The 21,612-nt window shown below is 36.5% G+C and carries 20 protein-coding genes and 1 pseudogene; 7 read left to right on the top strand and 14 right to left on the bottom strand.

The features are described 5' to 3' along the window. Nucleotides 1-165 precede the first annotated feature (165 nt). From ACIQXF_RS21925 to ACIQXF_RS21935, 3 genes are all read right to left on the bottom strand, one after another. Nucleotides 166-618, bottom strand: a complete 453-nt coding sequence (locus tag ACIQXF_RS21925; RefSeq protein ID WP_402787656.1) for a VOC family protein — start codon at nt 616-618, stop codon at nt 166-168. A 164-nt stretch (nt 619-782) separates the two neighbouring features. Then, nucleotides 783-941 carry a hypothetical protein gene (locus ACIQXF_RS21930; RefSeq protein WP_402787659.1) on the bottom strand — a complete coding sequence of 53 codons (159 nt, stop codon included), beginning with the start codon at nt 939-941 and terminating at the stop codon, nt 783-785. Between the two features lie 171 nt (nt 942-1,112). After that, nucleotides 1,113-2,033 carry a bile acid:sodium symporter family protein gene (locus ACIQXF_RS21935; protein WP_402787661.1) on the bottom strand — a complete coding sequence of 307 codons (921 nt, stop codon included), beginning with the start codon at nt 2,031-2,033 and terminating at the stop codon, nt 1,113-1,115. A 171-nt stretch (nt 2,034-2,204) separates the two neighbouring features. On the opposite strand from ACIQXF_RS21935, the gene ACIQXF_RS21940 reads away from it, so the two are divergent. Continuing rightward, the gene (locus tag ACIQXF_RS21940) at nt 2,205-3,230 is read left to right on the top strand and encodes an S-layer homology domain-containing protein (RefSeq protein ID WP_402787664.1); all 1,026 of its coding nucleotides are present in this window, start codon (nt 2,205-2,207) and stop codon (nt 3,228-3,230) included. Between the two features lie 85 nt (nt 3,231-3,315). Here ACIQXF_RS21940 and ACIQXF_RS21945 read toward each other — a convergent pair whose 3' ends face one another. After that, nucleotides 3,316-4,203, bottom strand: coding sequence for a LysR family transcriptional regulator (locus tag ACIQXF_RS21945; protein WP_402787702.1), 888 nt, complete (start codon nt 4,201-4,203; stop codon nt 3,316-3,318). 113 nt (nt 4,204-4,316) lie between these two features. On the opposite strand from ACIQXF_RS21945, the gene ACIQXF_RS21950 reads away from it, so the two are divergent. After that, the gene (locus ACIQXF_RS21950; RefSeq protein ID WP_402787667.1) at nt 4,317-4,868 is read left to right on the top strand and encodes a flavodoxin family protein; all 552 of its coding nucleotides are present in this window, start codon (nt 4,317-4,319) and stop codon (nt 4,866-4,868) included. Nucleotides 4,869-4,918: 50 nt separating this feature from the next. On the opposite strand, the gene ade is transcribed toward ACIQXF_RS21950, so the two are convergent. Together ade and ACIQXF_RS21960 are read right to left on the bottom strand one after the other, a co-directional pair. Then, on the bottom strand, nt 4,919-6,670 hold the full coding sequence (gene ade, locus ACIQXF_RS21955) for an adenine deaminase (protein WP_402787670.1): 1,752 nt from the start codon (nt 6,668-6,670) through the stop codon (nt 4,919-4,921). 108 nt (nt 6,671-6,778) lie between these two features. After that, nucleotides 6,779-7,201 (bottom strand): pyridoxamine 5'-phosphate oxidase family protein, encoded by a 423-nt coding sequence (locus tag ACIQXF_RS21960; protein WP_402787704.1) that lies wholly within the window; start codon nt 7,199-7,201, stop codon nt 6,779-6,781. Nucleotides 7,202-7,363: 162 nt separating this feature from the next. Here ACIQXF_RS21960 and ACIQXF_RS21965 point away from each other — a divergent pair, with 162 nt between their 5' ends. The 3 genes from ACIQXF_RS21965 (at nt 7,364) to ACIQXF_RS21975 (ending at nt 9,022) form a co-directional block, all read left to right on the top strand. After that, nucleotides 7,364-7,990, top strand: a complete 627-nt coding sequence (locus ACIQXF_RS21965; RefSeq protein ID WP_402787707.1) for a YczE/YyaS/YitT family protein — start codon at nt 7,364-7,366, stop codon at nt 7,988-7,990. A gap of 146 nt (nt 7,991-8,136) precedes the next feature. Then, nucleotides 8,137-8,424 (top strand): PadR family transcriptional regulator, encoded by a 288-nt coding sequence (locus ACIQXF_RS21970; protein WP_402787710.1) that lies wholly within the window; start codon nt 8,137-8,139, stop codon nt 8,422-8,424. Nucleotides 8,425-8,467: 43 nt separating this feature from the next. Then, nucleotides 8,468-9,022 carry a DUF2812 domain-containing protein gene (locus ACIQXF_RS21975; protein ID WP_402787673.1) on the top strand — a complete coding sequence of 185 codons (555 nt, stop codon included), beginning with the start codon at nt 8,468-8,470 and terminating at the stop codon, nt 9,020-9,022. Between the two features lie 650 nt (nt 9,023-9,672). On the opposite strand, the gene ACIQXF_RS21985 is transcribed toward ACIQXF_RS21975, so the two are convergent. The 6 genes from ACIQXF_RS21985 to yfkAB all read right to left on the bottom strand — a co-directional run bounded on the left by ACIQXF_RS21985 (nt 9,673) and on the right by yfkAB (nt 18,377). Continuing rightward, nucleotides 9,673-12,879, bottom strand: coding sequence for an AAA family ATPase (locus ACIQXF_RS21985; protein WP_402787676.1), 3,207 nt, complete (start codon nt 12,877-12,879; stop codon nt 9,673-9,675). Further along, nucleotides 12,876-13,556 (bottom strand): hypothetical protein, encoded by a 681-nt coding sequence (locus tag ACIQXF_RS21990; RefSeq protein ID WP_402787679.1) that lies wholly within the window; start codon nt 13,554-13,556, stop codon nt 12,876-12,878. The genes ACIQXF_RS21985 and ACIQXF_RS21990 overlap by 4 nt, the downstream gene beginning before the upstream one ends. Further along, entirely contained in the window at nt 13,498-14,922 is a 1,425-nt protein-coding gene (locus ACIQXF_RS21995; protein WP_402787682.1) for a hypothetical protein, read from the bottom strand. Before ACIQXF_RS21995 ends, ACIQXF_RS21990 begins: the two co-directional genes overlap by 59 nt. Continuing rightward, nucleotides 14,901-16,139 (bottom strand): DUF2399 domain-containing protein, encoded by a 1,239-nt coding sequence (locus ACIQXF_RS22000; protein ID WP_402787685.1) that lies wholly within the window; start codon nt 16,137-16,139, stop codon nt 14,901-14,903. The genes ACIQXF_RS21995 and ACIQXF_RS22000 overlap by 22 nt, the downstream gene beginning before the upstream one ends. A 198-nt stretch (nt 16,140-16,337) precedes the next feature. After that, the gene (locus ACIQXF_RS22005) at nt 16,338-16,964 is read right to left on the bottom strand and encodes a 50S ribosomal protein L25/general stress protein Ctc (protein WP_402787688.1); all 627 of its coding nucleotides are present in this window, start codon (nt 16,962-16,964) and stop codon (nt 16,338-16,340) included. Nucleotides 16,965-17,264: 300 nt separating this feature from the next. Then, the gene (yfkAB, locus tag ACIQXF_RS22010) at nt 17,265-18,377 is read right to left on the bottom strand and encodes a radical SAM/CxCxxxxC motif protein YfkAB (RefSeq protein ID WP_402787691.1); all 1,113 of its coding nucleotides are present in this window, start codon (nt 18,375-18,377) and stop codon (nt 17,265-17,267) included. Nucleotides 18,378-18,663: 286 nt separating this feature from the next. Between yfkAB and ACIQXF_RS22015 the strand changes: the two genes are divergently transcribed. After that, nucleotides 18,664-19,368, top strand: a complete 705-nt coding sequence (locus ACIQXF_RS22015) for a YjjG family noncanonical pyrimidine nucleotidase (protein WP_402787694.1) — start codon at nt 18,664-18,666, stop codon at nt 19,366-19,368. A 63-nt stretch (nt 19,369-19,431) separates the two neighbouring features. Here the strand turns inward: ACIQXF_RS22015 and ACIQXF_RS22020 are convergent, their stop codons facing one another. After that, nucleotides 19,432-20,424: an LLM class flavin-dependent oxidoreductase gene (locus ACIQXF_RS22020; RefSeq protein ID WP_402787697.1), complete on the bottom strand. Its 993-nt coding sequence runs from the start codon at nt 20,422-20,424 to the stop codon at nt 19,432-19,434. A 75-nt stretch (nt 20,425-20,499) separates the two neighbouring features. Next, complete coding sequence (locus ACIQXF_RS22025) at nt 20,500-20,925, bottom strand: hypothetical protein (protein WP_402787699.1); 426 nt, start codon at nt 20,923-20,925, stop codon at nt 20,500-20,502. Between the two features lie 130 nt (nt 20,926-21,055). Here ACIQXF_RS22025 and ACIQXF_RS22030 point away from each other — a divergent pair. Beyond that, nucleotides 21,056-21,270 (top strand): annotated as a pseudogene (locus tag ACIQXF_RS22030) (hypothetical protein); the annotation flags it as partial. Between the last annotated feature and the right edge of the window lie 342 nt (nt 21,271-21,612).

A 21,612-nucleotide genomic window follows, 5' to 3' on the forward strand; every position in this document is an offset into this window, starting at 1 on the left:
ACAATTACGATACGTGAGTTTTCACTTTTTTTCTATACTTCAATGTAAATTTATTGAATTTTTATATGGTCAACCCCAAGTTATGGTGAAGAGCCAATTTTTTAATGTTCTATAAGTATTTCCCACTTTTTAAAAATATGTATTGTTACTAAATCTCATACCTTTTCATTTTCCATACCATTGTTCCAAAGTCATCATAGGAAAACCCTCTTTCATATCCAAGTTTAACGGGGCAATTAGCTCAATTGAGTTGCCATCTGGATCTGCAAAATAAATAGCTGCGTGTGCATGAGGATGATTTGGCAATACAAGCGGTTGCTGCTGTGGCGTAAATCCAAATGCTTTTCTTATTTCAATGTCGATGGATTGTAGCCATTCCTTTACATGCTTAAAATCTGCCTCATCAACTTTAAAGGCAATATGGCGTATTGAAGGATGATAGTCTAAATTAACATGGTTACTTTCCCAAAGCCCAATCCAACTTTCCCCCTTAACGATCCAAAAAAATGCTAACCGATCTCGTACATATGCCAACTCAAGCCCTAGCTTTTCATAGAAGGCAATAGATCTTTGTAAATTACTGACTGGTAAATGCGCTTCATACAAACCTTTAATCATGTTGTCACCCCTTTTTGAATTGCTTTTCAGAAGTATACTACTTTTACTAAATGTTTGAATCATGCAAAAGTTTGAAATAGGCACCAAATTAGAAGAGCCTACCATAAAAAAACATCGTTTGATATTGGAATCAAACGATGCTTTTATATAAAAATCTAAATATATTAACGAGCGATTTTCTTTACAAGCTGACGCCAACATATCCAGAAAACAATGATCATCATTCCCGCTCCAACAGATTCTGTTAGTTTCCATAAAAGTGTAAGAATCAGTAAAATAACTAACGGAAGAATCGTCAGCTTCCAATCATCTAACTCTTTCATTCACACACTCTTCTTTCTTCAATGATGTTTCCCTTAGGAATATGCTTCATATAAAGAAAGTTCAACACTTTTATGAAATTTCTTTAGAAAAAGTTTTTTCATCACCTTTTGCCCAGACAACAAGCACTAGCAAAAATATTCGCTTCCTGTCATAGGATAGCGAATATTTTCTCATGTCTGAAGCCTTTCCCCGTATTTCAACTGATATTTTTCAATTACACGACTAAAGAGCGAGGCAAGCACTTGCTGGAATAACATGCCGAACACAACTGGCATGACTGTTTTGGCTGGAAAATACGTGGTCGCAATGACAACCCCAACTGCAATATTGCGCATCCCTCCTGTAAAAACGAACATCGTAATGATACTAGTATCTTTCCAAAGAATATGACCTAGTGCTAAACAAAAAACATAGCCTGATACGGCTAGTACAAATACAACCAAAATAACACCGACAAGTTCCCAGCTAATATTTTTCATATACGGAGCAATCGCGCTACTATTAATCATCACAATGCTAAACAAACTTAGCTTTGAAAAAGGAGCTAATTTTTTTCCTAGTGTCACAGCAATATTTCCTTTGGTGAACTCATTCAACGCAACACCTACAATTGACGGCACAACAATCATCCATAATAAATCTAAAATCAGACCAGTAGTATCAATTTTGATTGTTTGCCCCACAACAATATGTAGTAAAGCCGGAATGACAATGGGTGATAAAAGTGTATCAATTAAAATAATCGCAAGACATAATACAAGATGTCCCCGACAAATACTTACCCAAATAAAACTCGTCACCCCTGTTGGTATCGCAACAGCCAACACAAAGCCGATTGTTAGTAAATGATCGTCAAAGATGATCGTTGATACAAAATAAGCCCAAACTGGCATTAGTAGATGTAAAAATGCAATAGCTATGAAGATAACTGCTGGATATTTTTTTAGACTTTTTATTGCTTCAAAATTCATACTCAAACTACCTGCAAACGTCATAAAGGCAAAAAGCCATGGCACTAAAAATAAAAGCTGATGCCCTACATTCTCTAGCAGTACACCAACCACTAAACTAAGCGGCGTTAAAATAGGCATCCATTTTTGGAGGTATTTATTGAAACTATTCATCCCTTGTTATTCCTTCTTTCCTAGTAATCGCCTATCTTATTATTTCTCCAGCGCCCTACTAAACTAGAATAATTTGCATTTTTTATCCATATCCTGCAAACTATTAACATCACTCGCTAGAAAGGATGAATGAGACTAATGAAAAAATTAGTGTGCACTTTATTGCTTTCACTACTTGTTGTGGCAAATGGATTCACTGTACAAGCTGCTGGCTTTAAAGATGTGTCAAAAGATCACTATGCCTATGAAGCTATCATGTGGGCAGAGGAATATGACATCGTTAATGGCTTTGCAGATGGTACATTTAAACCTAATGCTACCATCACAGAGCAACAATTTGCAAAACTGCTGGCCAATTTTTATGAGCTAGAATCACCGTATGATGAGATAAAAAAACAAACTCCTGCTGCAAACTGGTCTGATGAATATTACAATCGTCTTGCAAGCTACGGTGTTCCTTTAAATGGATATTTTGATAACAATATTCGAGCAGCTACCGTGAAGCGTGGTGTCGTAGCACAGGCAATTACCCACTTAGCACATGGCAAAAGTGGATTAGATCAATCAATTCAGTTTTTAATAGATTATTACATTTCCACTGGTCAAAATCCTCAGTATGAAGATCGCAATTTGCAGAAATTTTTTGGGGTTACAAACAATATGACACGCGCTGAAGTCGTTACAATGCTCTACCGTATGGATGAAAGAAATTTTTATGAAATTTCAGAGTATGCACAAGCCATGCATGATAATACGACTAATGCTTCTTTAAATACACGAGCGAAAAATGGCCAAAATCAGCTAGATAAAACAATGCAACTCACAACACCTACTAAAAGTGCTTGGGAAGGTAGTTATTCGTATTACTATAAATGGGGTAAAGGTGCTACTGATTTTAACCGCCGTGAAGCTATTATTTCTAAAGCAACAAGCAATAGTTTTAGCATTTTCATCACTGCCAACGATGGAACTGCTGCAGGTAGTGTCAGTGGAACAGCAACGATTACCTCGAACAATAAGGCCGTAATGAACAAGTCCTCCAACGGCAATCGTTGTGTGTTAGAATTGGAACGCCTTGATCAAGCATTAAAGATTACTGAAGTTGATTGTCGTGCAGGACATAATGAAGGTACTAATTTTTCTGGAACTTTAAAGAAACAATAAAATGAAACATAACCAGTGGGATCTCAATCCCCCACCGATTATTAGTCTTCTCCAATCGGATGCCTGATTCGTTCAGGCTCTTTTTTCAAAATGTTTGATACCACTCCTTCGCAATTTCTATGAAATCCCTAAGATAAGGCTGTATATGTTTATCTTTATGACAAGCAATATCAGTAAAAATCGAAGCCAAGTTTATAGATGTCTGTAACTCTATTAAACAGCCATTCACTAATTCTTTTTCTACCACCATTTTGGGTAAGAATGTAATACCTAAGCCAGCCATTACACATTGTTTAATAGCTTCAATACTGACAAATTCAATCATTTGTGATGGCAGCATACCTTCTTGCTGTAGTTGATTCTCTAATTGATCACGATAGGAGCACCCATTTTCTGTAAGAATAAGCGTTTCATTTGAAAGATGCTGTGCAGACAATGCATGATATACTTTACCTTTTGTTGGCGCACTAACAAAAATTAATTGCTCTTCAATAAGTCGTTCTCGATGTATCATAGGTGTTTCCTTGTAAGTATCTGTAATAAATGCCACATCAAGATTCCCTGACTGTAATAAGTCTTTAGCGATTTCAGTTGTATGTACCGGTTTAAAAATTATTTTTACATGAGGATGAGTTTTTTGAAATTGCTGCAAAATAGGTGGAAGACGGTACACACATTGACTTTCCTGTGCACCTATTTTTAACACAGCTTGAACTTGATCGTTTAACAAGGACTTTTTCATTTCCATATCTAAGTCCAGCATTTTTTTGGCGTACTGTTGTAGTCGCTTCCCCTCTTCCGTAAGCGTAATACGTTTTCCAAGCCTCTCAAAAAGGGCTACTCCAAGCTCCTCTTCAAGTGATTTAATTTGTGCTGTAATACTGGATTGTGCATAATCTAGTAGCTGTGCTGTTTTTGTAAAGCTTAACGTTTCTGAAGCTGTTAAAAACGTTTGAAGCTGTTTCATATCCATCGCTTTCACCTCTAAATCGTTTTTTTCGATACATTTCATCGGAACATTCAACTTTATCGATAATAAAAATAAGTTTACACTAGTTGTAACTTGAAACAAAGAGGAGGATTCAAATGAACATCACCGCATTTATTGGTAGTTCTAGAGCAAATAGTAATAGTGAACAACTAACTGACTATGTATTAAAGGGTATCCCTCATAAAAAAATAGATCTAAAAAATGTAACGATTGAACCCATTCATGATTTGCGTCACGATGACAATGGCTTTCAGTTTGTAGCTGATGATTATGATCAAATTATTCAAGCGTTCCTAACAAGTGATATTGTGATTTTTGCAACACCTATTTATTGGTATAGTATGTCAGGTATAATGAAAAATATGGTGGATCGACTGAGTCATGCTATTCGTGATGAGCGCTTTCCACAGCTAAAGGAAAAACTACAAACTACTGAGGCGATTGTCCTTGCTGTTGGTGGAGATGATCCGCATATCAAGGGTCTACCATTGATTCATCAATTCCAGTATATCTTTGACTTTTTAAAGATGCCATTCTCTTCTTATATTATTGGCAATGCAAACAAGCCTGGAGAAATAGTTAACGATGAACAGGCTTTAGCACAAGCAACAATATTAAATAAGCAGTTAAAAGCTCGCACTCTTTAATATGACAAAACGACCAGAAAGCTGCTATGCTTTTTGGTCGTTTTGCAATGTTAGACTTCCGCTTCAACCGGAATATGTTGGAAAGCTGTAACATCAAATAGCCCTGTGTCCGTTAACTTTAATGTAGGAATAACAGGTAAAGCGACAAATGAGAACGTTAATAGAAAATGGAAATTTAATGCTGGGTTTAACTCATGTAAGGCGTTATGCAAACCCGCTAATTGCTTCTTAGCCTCTTTTGCTGACGTATCTGTCATTAAACCTCCAATGGTAAGAGGCATTTCTGCTAAAATCTTACCATCAGCTACAATCACAAAACCACCTTGAATTTCTTGAATACGTGATAGCGCTAGTAACATATCGTCATCATTCGTACCAACCACCAATGCATTATGCGAATCATGGGCAACAGTTGTAGCTACGGCTCCTTTTTGTAAACCAAAGCCCTTGACAATGCCAAGACCTGTCGTATGCAAATTGTGATGACGCTCAATGACTGCAAGCTTCAGTAGATCCTGTTTTACTGACGGTGCAAATACACCTTCTTTCACAGGAACATCCATTACTAAATGATTGGTGATCAGCTGATTGGGGATAATTTCGATGACATTGGCCTTTGTTCCCTTTGTAAATGGAATTTTAAGCATGTCCTTGGTTACAGTTGGTAAATGCACAGAGCGATGGATATGTGCAGGTACATCAGGTTCTATGCGACTAGTTATCATCTCACCATCTTCAGCAACCTTTAGGCCATTTTTCCAAACAGCCTTTGCACGCATAGTGTCTATATCTTCGATTAACACAAAATCTGCCTTATAGCCTGGTGCTAAAACACCTCGGTCGTATAAACGATAGCACTCAGCTGTATTAACTGTTGCAAGCTGAATGGCCTGCAATGGTGACATACCTTCTTCAATTGCCATTGCTACATCAAAATTAATGCTACCTTCATCCATCAGCTCGTCAACGTATTTATCATCTGTACAAAAACCAAAACGACGAGCATTCGTTGCATTGACAGCTGGCAATAAATCACGTAAATTTTTTGCTGCTGAGCCTTCACGAATTAGTACATACATCCCCTGCACTACACGATCAATAGCCTCCTGTGCAGTAACACATTCATGATCTGTATGGATACCAGCGGCGCGATATCCTGTGATTTGCTGGCTATTTAAGCCCGCACAATGCCCATCTACAACAAGATTAGCCTGTTGCGAAAGAATTATTTTTTCGAGCATGCCCGCTTCCCCATTTAAGACAGCAGGAAAATCCATGACCTCTGCTAATCCACGGACATCTTCATGTTTTAAAAAAGGCTCTAAATCAGCAGCTGTAAGCGTTGCTCCTGCATTTTCAAAATGAGTCCCTGGAACACTGGATGGCAGCATAACAAAAATGTCCATATCAGCTTTTTTTGCATCATCTAACATAAACTGTATGCCTTCAGCACCTGCAACATTAGCAATCTCATGTGGATCTGTCATAACAGTTGTGATGCCGTGTGGAATCAATACACGGCTAAATTCTGCAGGCGTTAGCATTGATGACTCAATATGTATATGCCCATCAATAAGTCCAGGCACAACATATTTCCCTGCTGCATCCTCTTCTTTTTTAGCTTTAAATTTATGCATGGTATCAAGCGCTACAATTTGTCCATTGTTAACGACTAAATCTGCTTTTTTCCACGTCAATGAATAAACATCCGCAATTTGTGCGTTACGCAAAATAAAGTCGGCTTCTATTTTTCCTTGCGATGACAAAATATTTTGTGCAAGCTGTTGTAGTTTGTTTGTCATTCTCTGCACTCCTTTTTTTCTTTAAGCACTATCATGCACGAATATTTGTTCAAATTCAAGATTTATGGGATATAACTTTGCTTTGGTGACAAGAAAAACGACCACATATTAATGGTCGTTTGTAAATTCTAATTCTTTAGGTGGCTGTCCTTTTTTATTCATCAAGCGCATGCGAATGGGTTCGATTTTTAATGTCACCATTTCATCCTGATTGCCAACGAAAATACTAGTAAAAAATTCTGCTATCTTATTTTTTATGCCTTCTTCGTGTACTTCTGTGAGCCTGCCCTCTATTTCAACATACGTATCACCAAAGCCTCCATTTTCATAGCCATATAAAATATGGGTATATGGGTTATTGCGAAGCTCTTCCATTTTTCCGGAGTGCTTATTCGTCACTGTATATAATACAAAATCATCATGTTGGAATGTCATGTAACGGGAGTAGGGTTTACCGTTTTCTACCGTCGCCATCGTTCCTATTTTTTCACGATTCAAAACTTCTAAAATTTCATCACGTACAGAAGTCATTTCATCCCATCCTTTCATCTTCATATCTATCTTGCCCTCCCTTAGCTAAGCTAAACCGCCTTTTTTTGAAAAATGCGAAATGACTATCTTCGGGATTTTTCTCAATCTATTGCTATAATAACTTGTTAGACAACATGAATTTTTAGAATGAGGGTTTTAATGATGAAGCAAGCTTTTTTCACTCGCTGTCTGTTTTTCTTTACAGGCATTTTAGTACTGTCTTTTGGCATAACATTAACGATTAAAGGTCAAATATTTGGGGTTGGTTCTTGGGATGTTCTGCATATTGGTTTAACTAAAACATTCGGCTTAACTATCGGCACCTGGTCCATCTTAATGGGCCTTGCCATTTTAGTATTTGATATGCTAGTTACGAAGAAATTTCCACTGCCAGGCACATTTATAGATATGTTTTTAGCTGGTATTTTTATTGATATTTTTAATTATTGGCTTCCTGATATCGATGGTTTATGGATGCAGCTACTTGCTTATATATCTGGATTAGTTTTATTAGGTTGGGGCTGTGGCATGTATATGGTGGCAAACTTAGGAATTGGTCCACGGGATACGTTAATGCTTCTTATGGTCCATAAGCTGAACTGGAGTGTTACGCGCGCTCGTACAACGATGGAAGTTACAGTAGCAATACTTGGCTTTTTACTTGGTGGCCCTATTGGGATTGGAACAGCTCTAATGGCTTTTGGACTTGGACCGATTGTACAATTTGCTTTAACTTTTAACGAAAAATTATTTATGAGATGGACTGGCGTGAAGAGCGCTGTCGTATAAGCTTACAGGACAATGCAAAAAGGTGCATTGTCTTTTTTTATTCGCTTGCAATATACAGTTCAACTATATATAATCAAACTATATAGTTGAACTGTATATGAGGTGAACTTGTGAAAAAACATAAATTACTACCTTTATCTGAAACCATGCATTATATTCTACTCGCCTTACGCGAACCGTTACACGGCTACGCAATGATGCAAAAAATCGAGGAAATGAGCGCTGGTAGTGTAAGAATTGCTGCTGGCACCATGTATGGGGCAATTGAAAATTTGTTGAAATATCATTGGATTTCTCCTGTAGAGTCACAGGATACGAGGCGCAAGGTTTATCAAACAACAGCTGAGGGACTAGAAATATTAGCAGCCGAGCAACAAAGATTGCAGCGAATATTATCTTTATATGAGGGAGCTGATGGATATGAAAAAGTTTAAAATCTTTTTTGATATCGATAAGGAAGAGCAATAGTTAAATGATATGTTGTCCAAAGGATGGGTTTGTACAAAAATAAATTCTATTGGTTTTTATACATTTAAAAATACGGCTGATCTTGAACAAGTTATCCGTATTGATTATCAGCAAGATCTTCAGAGAGAAGACCGAACTAACTATAAACAGTTATATGAGGATTTTGGATGGCAAGCATTAAAAGAAAAATCGTTTGATGGTACCTATTATTGGTTAAAAAGAAAAGATGGTAACGATCAATTATTTTCTGATAATGATTCCCAAATTGCAAAATATAAAAGATTAATGAAACATTCCAGTAATTGGGCGATACTCACTTTTATATGGTTTATGATTTTTTATAATAAAAATAACAACTTTTCTAAGTATCTACATATAAAAGATGCTTATTTTACACCAGGTTTATGGGACAAAGAAGGTTATGCTTTCCTTTTTGCTTTTTTATTTGAAACACCCTTTGCCCTCATGCGTTTTATCCCACCATGGCTATTTTTAGCAGCGTTCGCCATGTACCTAATCATGTATTTCCGTTATCGTAAATCTATACAGCAGTTTATTGGATAAACTGCAAGGAGCCACTTATTAAGTTCCCCAGTCAAGTAGACAGTTTTAAAAGAGACTAAGCGCCATCTGGTTGGATTGTTTTTGAAAGCAATGGTAATTATAAAAGTAAATATATTCTTCAACGACTTGTATCACTTCATCCACCGAATTGTCAGCTAAGAGATATAAACATTCACTCTTAAAATATGAGCAGAAGGATTCGATACACGCATCATGGCAGTTCCCTTTACGTGAATGGCCGCCGATTATGCCCAGTTGTTCAACTTGTTTATGGTATTTGATTGACGTGTACTGGTGTCCTTGATCAGAAGGAATCCATCTTTTGTAGGTAAATACTTAATATTCATAACGATACTTTATTTTCTGTATGTTCCTTAAAAATACACTCTACACATTATCGAATACACGTGAAATACGATTTTTCCACACACAACGCTTCTTGAGAATAATTGATTGCACGCCTAGTTCACACATTCTTTCTTATGATTTCTAATTTAAAATCATTTGTATACGATTTATTTTTTTCAGGCATCAAAAAATCCCCTTTAAGTAGAATGTTAACTACAGATTATTATAGCTCTTTTAACATTTTCTACTTAAAGGGGATACTACCAAAACGGCTCCTATTATATATTTTCTCTGATTCTTACCTAATGCGTGAGCAATCGAATCGTTTTTGTACGACTAATCGGTACTGCCGAATCGTGCTCGACGACGACAACAGTTGAAAACTTATTATAATAATGGTCATCGTGAGCCTTAGGAGATAAAATAATAAGTTTTCGTTGTAATTCGTTTACATACAAATCAAACACTTTTTCTTTCCGCTCCTCATCTAATGCACTGTCAAATTCATCTAGGACGATGAAGCTTGGTGAAGTATTTAAATTTTGTAGCAGGGCAAGTGCAAATAATAGTGAGCTTAATGATTCTTCACCACCTGACACACCTTTTCCTAGCTTACCATGTCTGGCCTTTGTGCCAACATCTTCTAATCGGCCACTATGACCTATTTTCCGTGCCTTAATATATAATTTAAAAATCGTACGACCTTTTTTATCTTCAAAACGTTCATATTCAATTTTTCCTTCAAATTGGAATTCATCCATATATTTCGTAAATAAATTGTTAATTTTAAGAACATTCATATTGATGGTCGTTTCAAGACGATTCTCATTATCTAATGCTCGATTCCTGTGGATTTCTAAGTATTCCTGTGTCCGATCTACAGTCTCTTTTTTTAGGTTAAAGTCATTTTTTACTGCAATATAATTACGCTCTGCCTCCGGATTCACATCTTCTACTCGTGCATTCTCAAAGTTAATACGGGCTGTGGTATTTTCATTTTTCAACTTTGTCACAGTACTATTTATTACTAGAGCCACTTCTTGTACTTCAGCAAAAATATCTGGAATAATTGTTGCTAGCTCTTCCAAACAGAGTTGTTCTTGCAAAGTGGAAGCCTCTGCCACTTCTAATTCTTCCTGATATTTGGCAAGCATCTTCTTCGTCCCTTGTACATCATTTTCCGCATCCGTTAAATCACGCTCAAGCGATCGAATATCACTTTCCTTCTGTCTACAAACATCATGAAGTTTATAGCTCTCATCCTTTAATTGATTAAGCTTGCTATTCGACTCATCAATAGTATCATTCATGTCTTTTAACTTTGATTTCGTCTCTGCAAGCTGTTCTTGAACTTTCTTTAAAGCTCCAAGCTGCTCATAAATATCTAGGTCAGTTTTTAGCTTTTCTATTTCAAATTGGATGGCTACTTTTTTCTCTTGCTCGTTTTGTAGTGCCGCTGTCATCTGGATTTCTTGTTTCTGAAACGCTGTAAACTGTTCGTCTAGTTTTGTTTTATACTGTAGCTTATGATGCTTAAATTCAGCATCTACAACACTTGCTTCTGCCTTCTGTACATCCTTTATAATACTATTTAGCTTTTGCAAATTAATTTGGTTTTCTTTAAACTGTGTTGTCGCTGCTGATAACTGTGTGTCAAGTTGAGTTCTTAATTGACGTATTGTGTTTAACTGCTCTGTCAGCATTTTATCATTTAAAATAACTGTATTTTTTTCTTGCGCACCTCGATAGCCCTGCCCATCCACTAATAATTCGCCTTGGATTTTTGGCGCTTGCATCTCGAAAAATTGCTGCGCCCACCATAATGCTTTTACGGCAAAATTTTGTTCTTTTTCCGATAATCCTTGTCGAACAACTAATTTTTGCGCTGGTAAACTAGTTGTTAAACGCTCTGGTACAATTGAACGTAACGACACATGATATAAATCATTAAACGCTATTTTCTCTTTTGCATCATAAAAAATGGTGTATTTAATTGAATTCAAACGATTTTCATGCTCTATTGTGGCACCTTCAGCTAACGTAACTAAATCTCGGAATGTATAAGCCAAGATATCTCGTTGCTTAAATTGTTGTAAGCCCGCTAATTGGCGAGCTGAATATATTTGATTGTTTTCACGTTGTGTAATTTCAATTGTTGTATCTTCAAGTGCCTGCTCTAAGGAAACTTTTTTCTTATAATACTCTTGAATTCGCTCTTCAAGATGTGTAATTTTTTGTTGTACTTGGTGGGAACTCGTATGCTCTGCTAGAAGTGCGATTGCTTCCTGTTCCGCTTTTTCAATTTGCTCTAGCTCCCATTTAAGGGTTAATCTATTTGAATTAAGCTCATCCTTTTGCATAGTCAAATTTGTTAATTGCTGCTGTAATTGTTTATATTGCTGTTCAACTATAACTAGTTCTTTTTGTGCATCATTGAATTTTGCTTTTGTTACATCCTCTGTAAATCTAAGCTGTTTACGCTGTTCCTCTGTATGAACAAGTTGCTCTTTTAATTCCTGCTCTGTCACAATCAAGGTCTCTCGTTTCTTGGATAACTGCTCAAGCAATGTTGATTTTGATTGCTTTTCCTCATCCATTTGCAGTTGCTTTTTATGTAACTCTTGTAATAAAAGTTTTGCTTTTTTGATTTGTTTCTTTATTTGTACAATTTTTCCCTCTGTATATTGACGAATGTCCGTTTGCTTTATTTGTTTTTCTTCAAGTTCTTGCTTTTGATTGCTGTATAATTGCACGAGTGACATGGTATAAAGTATATGAGCTTTTCCTGCTTCATATAGACGGATCTTATTATTTTTTAAACGATCAAATTCTTCTTTTGCTATTTTCAAATTAAATTCAGCCTGCTTAACAACTGTCTTTGCAGCTATCAGTTCTTGTTCCAGCTCTTTAACACCTTCAATTGCCGTTTCCCACGACTGCTGGATTTCAGTAATATTATGCATTTCACTAAATCGACGAAAACGCTCTTCTGGCGCCATCACAGCAAACTGATTCACTTCTTGTTGATACCAAATTAAATAAAATAAATCTGAATCAATTTTATATTTAAACTGTAAATCTTCTTTATATGTTGTAAAATTACGTTGGTTTGTATCACCTGAACGATAAATATCACTAACCGTCAATGCATCCTCTGTTTCTCCTGTTAGGACATGATATTCACGCTGCAGTGCGCCTCGATTTGCATCCTGCTCAATCACTAAACGAAAAGAAATAAAAGGTGCTGCGTCAATTCGAGAAGGTCCTTCATTTTTAAAGGTTAGCTCCACCATCGCTCTCCATTTTTGATGGTTTGGTAAATTATTTGAACGCAAGCCCTCTAGATCGATTTTTGACGAATAAAGTACCGCTCCCATGCAAAATGAAATAGTTGATTTTCCTGTGCCATTTGGACCGGTGATTAATATATGATCATTAGCTTGACCAAATAAAATACGCGTTGGTTTATAGTCACGTATACCACTAAACTGTAGACGATAGGGAATCATAGTGCATCCTCCCGAATATACAGATTATAGCGTTTGAAAAATTTCAATACTTCTTCTTTATTTAGCTGAGTGGACTGAGCAAATTCTGCTGTTCTTCTTAAAAACGAATCGGAAAACATATGAACACCAATTGCTGTTAACGAATAGGCTTTTTCATTTTTTGAAATTTCATTTTCTTCTACTGCACCGATTTTTTTCAGTTGGTCGATATTTCTCAGTAATTTAGCACTCGCATTTAATAGCTCATGTCCAAAATCGGTTAATATTTGCTGTATTAAAGTATATTCATGATTTAGTACTTCCTGCTGATAAAACATATACAGTAAAATAGCAAGTGCTTCCTTGCTTAACGTCGATTTTGCATCCTTTGCAGAAACTCGCATCATAATGATCACGCGTGTTCTTTTTTCATCATAAATTACTCGAAAGTAGCGATTCACTGCTGCATTTACACGTTCAATAAAAGAATAGAAAGCCTTGTCATCATTTTTTATGTTTAATAACTTTTCTAAATCCTTGCGTCTTAAACCATAATTACTGCCTAGTACACTAGCTGAGGATGAAAATAATAGCTGCATGAATGCTAGCTCTTCCTCAGCCGATAAGTAGGCACGTAAATTACTCATTGTCGCGAGTTGTGCGTTTATGTTGTTGTAATGTAAATCGTCTGTCGTCATCTTCTACCCACTCCCATCGTTTATCGAATTGTTTTGTGTCCAATACTTCCTTCATATTCACCTTTTGCTTACTCGTTAAAGCTGATACAGCTAAAAGGGATCGAATTGCATCTCCCCATTCAGCAGAGCTTGATTCAATCATCACTTCTTCTAGCTCACTTTCACCGTGTATGTCTAAGTAGTGTTCGATTATATCCGTATTAATAACCGCCTTCGTCATTTGCCAAGCTGCGTCATCAAACAGTTGTTGAACGGATTCATCTTCAACAATTGTTTCTTCAAAGTCGATTTCCTCTTCAGTTTCAATTGGATCATTCACTTTTGGCTCATAGGTTTCTAAATAGTGAATAGCATCATCAATATCTTGTCCACCTATTGGAGCAGCAAATTTAATTGGCAACCAAATACCGTCCAGCTCCTCATCCTTATACTGTGCCTGCTCCATAAAACTAAATAAATCGTACGCATTTGGGATATTCGAATCAATTGGTGGGTTATACATATTTATTATAAATGTGCGTACCTTTTCTGGTGAAATCGAATCGGCGAGAGGGGTATCCTGCATCGTTACAAAACGAATATATTTCGTAAGCATTCCTAGACTAAGCGCTGTTCCCTTTGATAAGACAGCTGTCCCACGTTGTACTAGCTCACTCATCACTAAGCTCTCTTCTACTGTTTGGAACTGGCTAAGTCGCTCTTGCATTTTTATTTCAAGTTCCTGCATTAGCTGATGGATAATTTCAAGCTGAGGCAAAGCATTTCGATCAGCGAAAAATTCTAATTGACGAAGTTCCAGTTTTTGAATAGCATCTTCAACATTGTGAATCATAGATGCAATTTTATTTCCTCCTGAGATGCCATTATCATCATAGGCTGCACTAAGCTCCGCATCTCGTCGTGCTTGAAAAAGTGAACGCCCAATATCATCCTGTAGATAATACGCTAATGAATCGTTCGCAAGACGAATAAGTGCATCCATCATCCGTTTACCTCGGTCTAATAATTTTATTTGACGCGTTTGCTTCGTGAGCCAGCTATTACGTGACAAAATGTAAATTAAATGATCAAGTTGCTTAATGGTTGGAGGGACATCGTCAATATATGTATTGCGATAGCGATAATACAGCACTTCTGTATCCTCAATAGACTCTGTTAAGCCTAGAGATTCTTCATATAAAAGCTGAATCGTATTCAGAAACCGCAAAATTTCAAGTGGTGACTCATAAATTTGCTGGCTTCCTAGCTCGTTTAATACTCCAGCCAATGATGCAATATCACGCATTGATGTTTTAAGCTCAGCTGTGTTCGATTCAACATTAAAAATAGAGATTGGCGCACGCTTTACTGTATCCATTTCATCCATTGTTCTACATCTCCTAATTGCTGCTCTTGTTCATGCTCAGCTATTTCAAGTTCGCCAAGAAGCCATTTTTTATATGCTTCGATATCTGAAAAAATCCGATTATCCCTAGCAATGATTTTATACGGAGTATTGATTATTTGTACGGCATGCTTAGCTATTGTTAAGCCTGCAACATCAAAATCTGTCCAAATAATTACTGTTTGTGTGGTAACTAGCTGACGAATCAACGTTTTATGCGCAGATCTTATTTGACCATCTAAGCATAAAATAAAGGCATTTGTACGCTTTAAAAAGCTTGTTTCCTTTGCCATTCGCGTTAGGATTGCCCTATTTTCAACGAGCCAAATGATACTCGCCCCCGTTTTATACGTATCCTTTAAAATAGCATCATCTGTTAATGCATGAATAACACCTTGTTGATGTTGGCTAAATGTCCCCGTTAAATCACCTGCAAAAAAGACTGGTGTAATTTTCCCTAAACTAATTAATCCGCAATCGCTTGTTTGTATAGAGAAGACACGCTCTAGCTCTTCGATAAATTCTTTTTGCTCACGGTCGAAAACTTTTGAGCCACCAATTTTATCAAAAAGCGTTGCACCTATTTCTTTAAAATCAAACAGTACTCCTTTATTTGCCAATTGAAAAAAGCCTATTGAAAAATGCAAAAAACGTAATCGTTTTTCAATCGACCAATAGGATAATAGCCATGTCGTTTGTGCTAATTTTTCAATGGGCATTGCTACAAGCTCATTTAATTGTTGTACAGCTTGTTGAAATTCTTCTATAGGTTGTATGTCCGCACTTTTTTGTAACTGTAATGCATAATTTTGTAACTTTTGCGTTTGCTGCTCGTTCTGTGCATCAAAATAACACTTTAGACTTGGTCCAATTCGGTAATGGATTTTTTTGGCGGTACGTCCATCTTGTTCGAAAACAATTTCTTCAATAATCCAACCTTCCGTAATCCAACTCTGAATTGTAGAAAAACCCTCTGTTAGATTTCGCTTTGCATTTTTTGTAAATTTATAGTTTAATAGCTCTTGCGGTGGCATTGTTTTTGTTAATTGGCCGACCTTTAAAAACGATACAGTGCGGTATGTTCGTGCAGTTTGTTTCGCTACAGTATACTGTTTAATTGTATCCGTAATATATTTTGGAGGTACTTCAAGGTGTTCCCCATTTCTGACAAAATACGAAGTCAAAAATTGTTCTATCATACTACCCACACCCTTTCTCTTCTATTATACAAAACTTGTATATTGAATGCAGTATTTCTATTTTACTTCACTAAAGTCGCATGAAAATAATCTGAAATGAAGATAAATCATAATCTAAAGAACATGTAAAAACGCTACCCATAAAAAAACTACATCATCCATCAGGCTATCTGATTTCTGACGTAGTATTTTTTCTTTTTACGCTTTCTCTGTATTTTGCCCAGTACCTTCTATTACTTCAGGTGTTCCATCCACTATATCTTCCTGCACATTTTCAGCAGCAGGCGGCGTGACTGTCACCAAAGTATAGTCATCTTCTTGTAAAATTTCAAACGAAAATTGTTGACGAATATCCCCCACGTATAGTGAAGTCCCAATGTCAACATTCGTGACATCTATTTCAATGGTTTCTGGAATTTCAGTTGGCTTCACTTTGATACGAACCTCACGATTAGGCTGTAACAGGAAACCTCCATCCGCAACCCCGACAGCATCACCGATAACAGTCACTTGAATATCCACTTCTAGCTCCTCTGCCATATTAATTGACTTGAAATCGACATGTTTAACATTGCCTTTTAATGCACAACGTTGTACTTCTGTTAATACCGCATTTATCCGTTTACCGTCTACATCTAATTGAAAAACACTTTTAGTACCATGCTTAGCTAGCATTTTCGCAAATGCTCTAGCATCTAACGTAATAGCTGTTGATTCCATTTGAAATCCGTAGACAACGCCAGGAATGGTGCCATTTTGTCTAAGCTGTGTTAATGAAGATTGACGTCCTTTTTGGCGTTTGTTTGCAGTTAAAACCATATTCATCGAATATCTCCCCTTTCATGGAAACTAGTCTCATAAAAGGTTTTGCCCGTTCTCTAAATTTTTATACATTTCATTAAAACAACGAAATAGGCACAATTGAGTTCTATCCGTCACTTCGGCTCTTCAATCCGTCGTTTCGATGGTTCTATCCGTCATCGCATCTCTTCTATCCGTCGTTTCGATGACTCTATCCGTCAGAGTGTAAATGTTCTTCTTAGCAGTTTTTTATTGAAAGCTTCTATCGCTTAAAAAGAAAAATGTCCAATGCATGTAGATTGTCTGCATTGGACATGGTCATTTTTATGCTTTGGCAGAGCCACTAACAAACTTTGTATCCTTATAATACATATTTTTAACAAGAACGTTTGGACCTAAGCATTTTACGGCTGGACAGTGACAGTTTAGTGATTTGGCTAAATTTGTTGCCATCCATTTATCAAAAATCGCTGGGAGTTTATCGTTTGCAATATTACCCAGCGCAGGTGTGTCGCCAAAATCGGTCACAATGACATCGCCTGTAAAGATATTGACATTTAAGCGAGAGCGACCATCTGGATCATTACGCATCGTAACGTTTTTTTCTTCTCTAAGTCGTTTTAAGAGCTTTTGATCTTCCTCATTCATGCTACATGGATAGAAAGGTAGCGTACCAAATAGCATCCAAGTGTTTTCATCTCTAATATCAAGTAGGTGATGAATCGCATCACGAGTTTCCTCAAGTGATAAGGACGTAAGAGCACTTGCAAAATCTGAAGGGTACATTGGATGCACCTCGTGACGTGCACATTTCATCTCGTTGATAATTTGGTTGTGGATGTGCTCTAAGTAAGGTAATGTTTTTTTGTTTAACATAGTTTCTGCCGATACCATGACACCGTGTTCAGCAAGCATTTTTGAGTTATCAATCATGCGTTGGAATAAAGCCGCACGCTGTTCATATGTCGGTTTTCTCTCCATCATTGCAAAGCCAGTTTCAACGAATTCATCAATAGTACCCCAGTTATGGGAAATATGTAGCACATCTAAATATGGAGCAATCAGTAAATAACGTTCGGGCTCCATCGTTAAGTTGGAGTTGATTTGTGTTCGCACGCCTTGTTCATGTGCGTATTTCAATAGCGGCAATACATAGTTTTGAACGGATTTCTTAGACATCATGGGTTCTCCACCAGTAATCGAGATTGTTTTAAGATGTGGAATTTCATCTAAACGCTTCGTTAGCAAGTCGATTGGTAGTGCCTCTGGATCTTTATTTTGTAATGTATAGCCGACTGCGCAGTGAGCACAACGCATATTACAAAGGGTTGTTGTTGTAAATTCAATATTGGATAGGGTCATGTGCCCATGTTGTTCAATATCTAAATACGCTTCCCATGGATCATATGCGGGCGTAATTTTTTGTAGAGTCGTCATATTTCGTACATCTTCCTTTCTAGCATTCTATTGTCTCATATTCGCTAGTAATTTCAAATATGAAATTACTGAAAGGGCTATTTTAGGACTAGACGAACATTTTTTTACCCAATAAAGAAAACGTCCGCGGTTTCACTTGCCTAGAAACGATTGAATAATAAAGCGCATACATGTCCTAATATTCTGGAAATTGTTGTAATTGGCCATTTTACTGTTATTTTTTTAAAAAAACGTTATCATGGATAGAGGAAATAGTCACAATGCATCGAAGAAAGTGGGAACGGACATGATGAAATATGAAACATTATTTTTTGACGTGGATGATACGTTACTAGATTTTGATTTAGCTGAAAATGCTGTACTTGACCGCATGTTTAAAGAGGAAAACATACCAGCTACTCCAGAGATGATTGCACGCTACAAAGAAATTAATGAGTCCATGTGGCGAGCTTTCGAGCGTGGGGAAGTAACAAAAAACACATTACATAACACTCGATTTGCGATTGCTTTAAAAGAATTTGGCATCGAAGTCGATGGCGTCTACTTTGAAACGCTTTTCCAAAAATATTTGCAGCAGGCTCATCATTATGTAGATGGTGCCTATGAGGTAATCGCTCAGCTAGCCGATCACTATCAGTTATATGTTGTATCAAATGGCGTAACGATTACACAAAATAAACGACTAGTGGATGCCAATTTAGCGCAATATTTTAAAGGCATTTTTATTTCAGAGCAAACAGGCTATCAAAAACCAATGCCAGCCTTTTTCGATTATGTATTTGAACGTATCGATAATTTTGATAGAGAAAAAGCGCTTATTATCGGGGACTCTTTGACATCAGACATAAAAGGCGGTTTGCAGTCAGGGATCGATACTTGCTGGTTTAATATCCGTAATATTGAAAATACGAGCGGCATTGAACCACATTATGAAATTAAAAAGCTACATGAATTACATGTATTATTAGATAACAAAATAGCACTTCTTTAAAGAGAAGAGACGAAGTTTCACAAAAAATAGCTACCTAATATCTAAGCATTAGGTAGCTATTTTCTATAATAATTCCTTTGCAAGTAGCTTGTAGCTATTTTTGCGACTTTCTAATGCATATTGATTGCAGTTAAGCATTACTTCATCAAACCCATACAGTTCTTGTTCTGCTACTAAAAATTCAGAGATTTCCTTAGGTGTTCCGACAAGATTAGCTTTTCGATTATCGGCAATTGTCATTCTATCCAGCTCTGTCAGCGGATAATCCTTTGCCTCTTCTGGCGACATCGCTTGAATGATTTGCCCCTTCATCAATTGTAGCCGTGTAATATCAATAGGCTTTGCCAAATATTCCGCTTCCTCTAAGGTATCTGCAACTGTTGCAGCATAGGTAACGATAATTTGTGAGCTCTCCATATAATAAGAAGGTGTAAAGTAAGTTCTATATGCATCAAATATATCCTTTGACATATTTCCAGTGAAAAACTGCGCATATGAATAACCCACACCTAATCGTCCTGCCTGCATAGCGCTTTGACCACTCGACCCTAGCAACCAAGCCTCAGGTAATTGGATATTAACTGGTGCCGCTATCACTTGATCATAGACTTGCTCACCTGTTTTTTGATTATTCATCAGCTTTAAAATAATTTCGAGTTTATCATATTGCTCTGTAAACGGTTGTCTTCTTCCCTCTGCAAGTGCATAAATTGAGGCATGATCGCCTCCAGGGGCTCTGCCAACGCCAAAGTCTATACGATTCGGTGCCAAACCACTTAATGTTTTAAAGACCTCTGCTAGCTTATAGGGTGAATAGTGCATCATCATAACTCCACCAGTACCAATGCGAAGACGCTTTGTTTTCGCAGCTAAAAAAGCAGCTGTAACCTCAGGAGCCGAACTTGCTAGTGACTGACTATTATGGTGTTCTGCTAGCCACATACGATGATAGCCGAGTTGTTCACCTAAAAGAGCTATTTGTTCTGTACGCCGAAAGGCTTCCTCTGCAGTATGACCTTTTGGTACAGGCATTTGATCTAAAATACTTAATTTCATTGAAAACATCCTCTCTGTCTCTATGCTCTCCTCTCTACTTTAATATATGGATGTTTTTTTACAAAGCAAAAGACCTTACTCATAGGCAAGTTGCTTCATATGCCAAGTTTCATAAACCATACTAATGAGCATTCGTCTTTCATTGGCACTCAAGACAACATCATTAAATTTCATGGCAAAGGCAGTAAATTGTGAGGCTTGTTCATCCACAACAAACTGTAAAATAGCATGTCCTTTTTCACCTTGAAATGTAATATCACCTGATAATTCGACAACATGCTCACCTGTTTTAGCTTGATAATACCGCCAATATGGTTCAAAAAATGCATAATTAAATGCATTACGAACAGATACCTCTGAAAAACTTGCCAAATACCCTTCTTTTACTGTTTCGATATACTCATTATCTGTTATATCTTTTTTGGCATTATAAACAACCCCAACAAGTACCCCCATAAATACTACGCAAATAAATACTCTTACATGATTTCCTAAACTCAAATGTCATCACGTCCCCTTTACGTAAAAAACATCATACCTACATAATACACTATTTTTTTACATGAAATAGAATATTTTTGTTTTTTGTAGAAGTTTTAAAGATTTAACATTATAGTGACCATTCGTTTACTTTTTGAAATCAGCAGGCAATGCCAAATTTTAAAACGCCGCCCTTATTATGTTTATATACTTAGGCCACATAAATTATGCCTATGATTTACCTATGAGGCTTGCACAAATTGCTCTAAATTTGCCATTAAACTTGGTAGTGGGTATGTACGTAATTTATTTATCGTTGTGACAATTCTATTACTTATGAAAAATACATATGACTATTTTCCATAAAGAGAGACTTTGGGTTTTTCTTCATCCCCACTGATTATTTAGTCTTCACTAATTTGGATTTACAGTTAGTTATGCTTTTCTATCCATACGTTGACAAAAAATAATAATACTTGAAATAAAGAATCCATTTTGATCAAATTTTGTCAAAATGGATTCTTTTTATTTGCTGTAAAATATAGCTTAGAATACTTTTACTCAAAGTAAAAGTTATCACTTTAACTTATGAAAATAATATTGAGGTAAGTTTTCACTAGCGTCGCATTAAAATAATTCAACACCTTATATAAAACTGAATTTTCTGCAATATTATTTAAGCACAAAAAAAGCCTTTATAATGGTTGG

Source organism: Lysinibacillus sp. NPDC097231, from assembly GCF_044761885.1.
Lineage (GTDB): Bacteria > Bacillota > Bacilli > Bacillales_A > Planococcaceae > Lysinibacillus.

Bases quoted from the DNA above. Each gene is read 5' to 3' on its own strand.
- ACIQXF_RS21935 (WP_402787661.1), bottom strand. From the start codon at position 2,033: ATGCCTATTTTAACGCCGCTTAGTTTAGTGGTTGGTGTACTGCTAGAG.
- ACIQXF_RS21990 (WP_402787679.1), bottom strand. From the start codon at position 13,556: ATGACGACAGACGATTTACATTACAACAACATAAACGCACAACTCGCG.
- ACIQXF_RS21985 (WP_402787676.1), bottom strand. From the start codon at position 12,879: ATGATTCCCTATCGTCTACAGTTTAGTGGTATACGTGACTATAAACCA.
- ACIQXF_RS21930 (WP_402787659.1), bottom strand. From the start codon at position 941: ATGAAAGAGTTAGATGATTGGAAGCTGACGATTCTTCCGTTAGTTATT.
- ACIQXF_RS21945 (WP_402787702.1), bottom strand. From the start codon at position 4,203: ATGGATATGAAACAGCTTCAAACGTTTTTAACAGCTTCAGAAACGTTA.
- ade (WP_402787670.1), bottom strand. From the start codon at position 6,670: ATGACAAACAAACTACAACAGCTTGCACAAAATATTTTGTCATCGCAA.
- ACIQXF_RS21995 (WP_402787682.1), bottom strand. From the start codon at position 14,922: ATGGATGAAATGGATACAGTAAAGCGTGCGCCAATCTCTATTTTTAAT.
- ACIQXF_RS21975 (WP_402787673.1), top strand. From the start codon at position 8,468: ATGTTGTCCAAAGGATGGGTTTGTACAAAAATAAATTCTATTGGTTTT.
- ACIQXF_RS22015 (WP_402787694.1), top strand. From the start codon at position 18,664: ATGATGAAATATGAAACATTATTTTTTGACGTGGATGATACGTTACTA.
- ACIQXF_RS22000 (WP_402787685.1), bottom strand. From the start codon at position 16,139: ATGATAGAACAATTTTTGACTTCGTATTTTGTCAGAAATGGGGAACAC.
- ACIQXF_RS21925 (WP_402787656.1), bottom strand. From the start codon at position 618: ATGATTAAAGGTTTGTATGAAGCGCATTTACCAGTCAGTAATTTACAA.
- ACIQXF_RS21965 (WP_402787707.1), top strand. From the start codon at position 7,364: ATGAAGCAAGCTTTTTTCACTCGCTGTCTGTTTTTCTTTACAGGCATT.
- ACIQXF_RS22005 (WP_402787688.1), bottom strand. From the start codon at position 16,964: ATGAATATGGTTTTAACTGCAAACAAACGCCAAAAAGGACGTCAATCT.
- ACIQXF_RS21940 (WP_402787664.1), top strand. From the start codon at position 2,205: ATGAAAAAATTAGTGTGCACTTTATTGCTTTCACTACTTGTTGTGGCA.
- ACIQXF_RS21960 (WP_402787704.1), bottom strand. From the start codon at position 7,201: ATGACTTCTGTACGTGATGAAATTTTAGAAGTTTTGAATCGTGAAAAA.
- ACIQXF_RS22020 (WP_402787697.1), bottom strand. From the start codon at position 20,424: ATGAAATTAAGTATTTTAGATCAAATGCCTGTACCAAAAGGTCATACT.
- ACIQXF_RS21950 (WP_402787667.1), top strand. From the start codon at position 4,317: ATGAACATCACCGCATTTATTGGTAGTTCTAGAGCAAATAGTAATAGT.
- yfkAB (WP_402787691.1), bottom strand. From the start codon at position 18,377: ATGACGACTCTACAAAAAATTACGCCCGCATATGATCCATGGGAAGCG.
- ACIQXF_RS21970 (WP_402787710.1), top strand. From the start codon at position 8,137: ATGCATTATATTCTACTCGCCTTACGCGAACCGTTACACGGCTACGCA.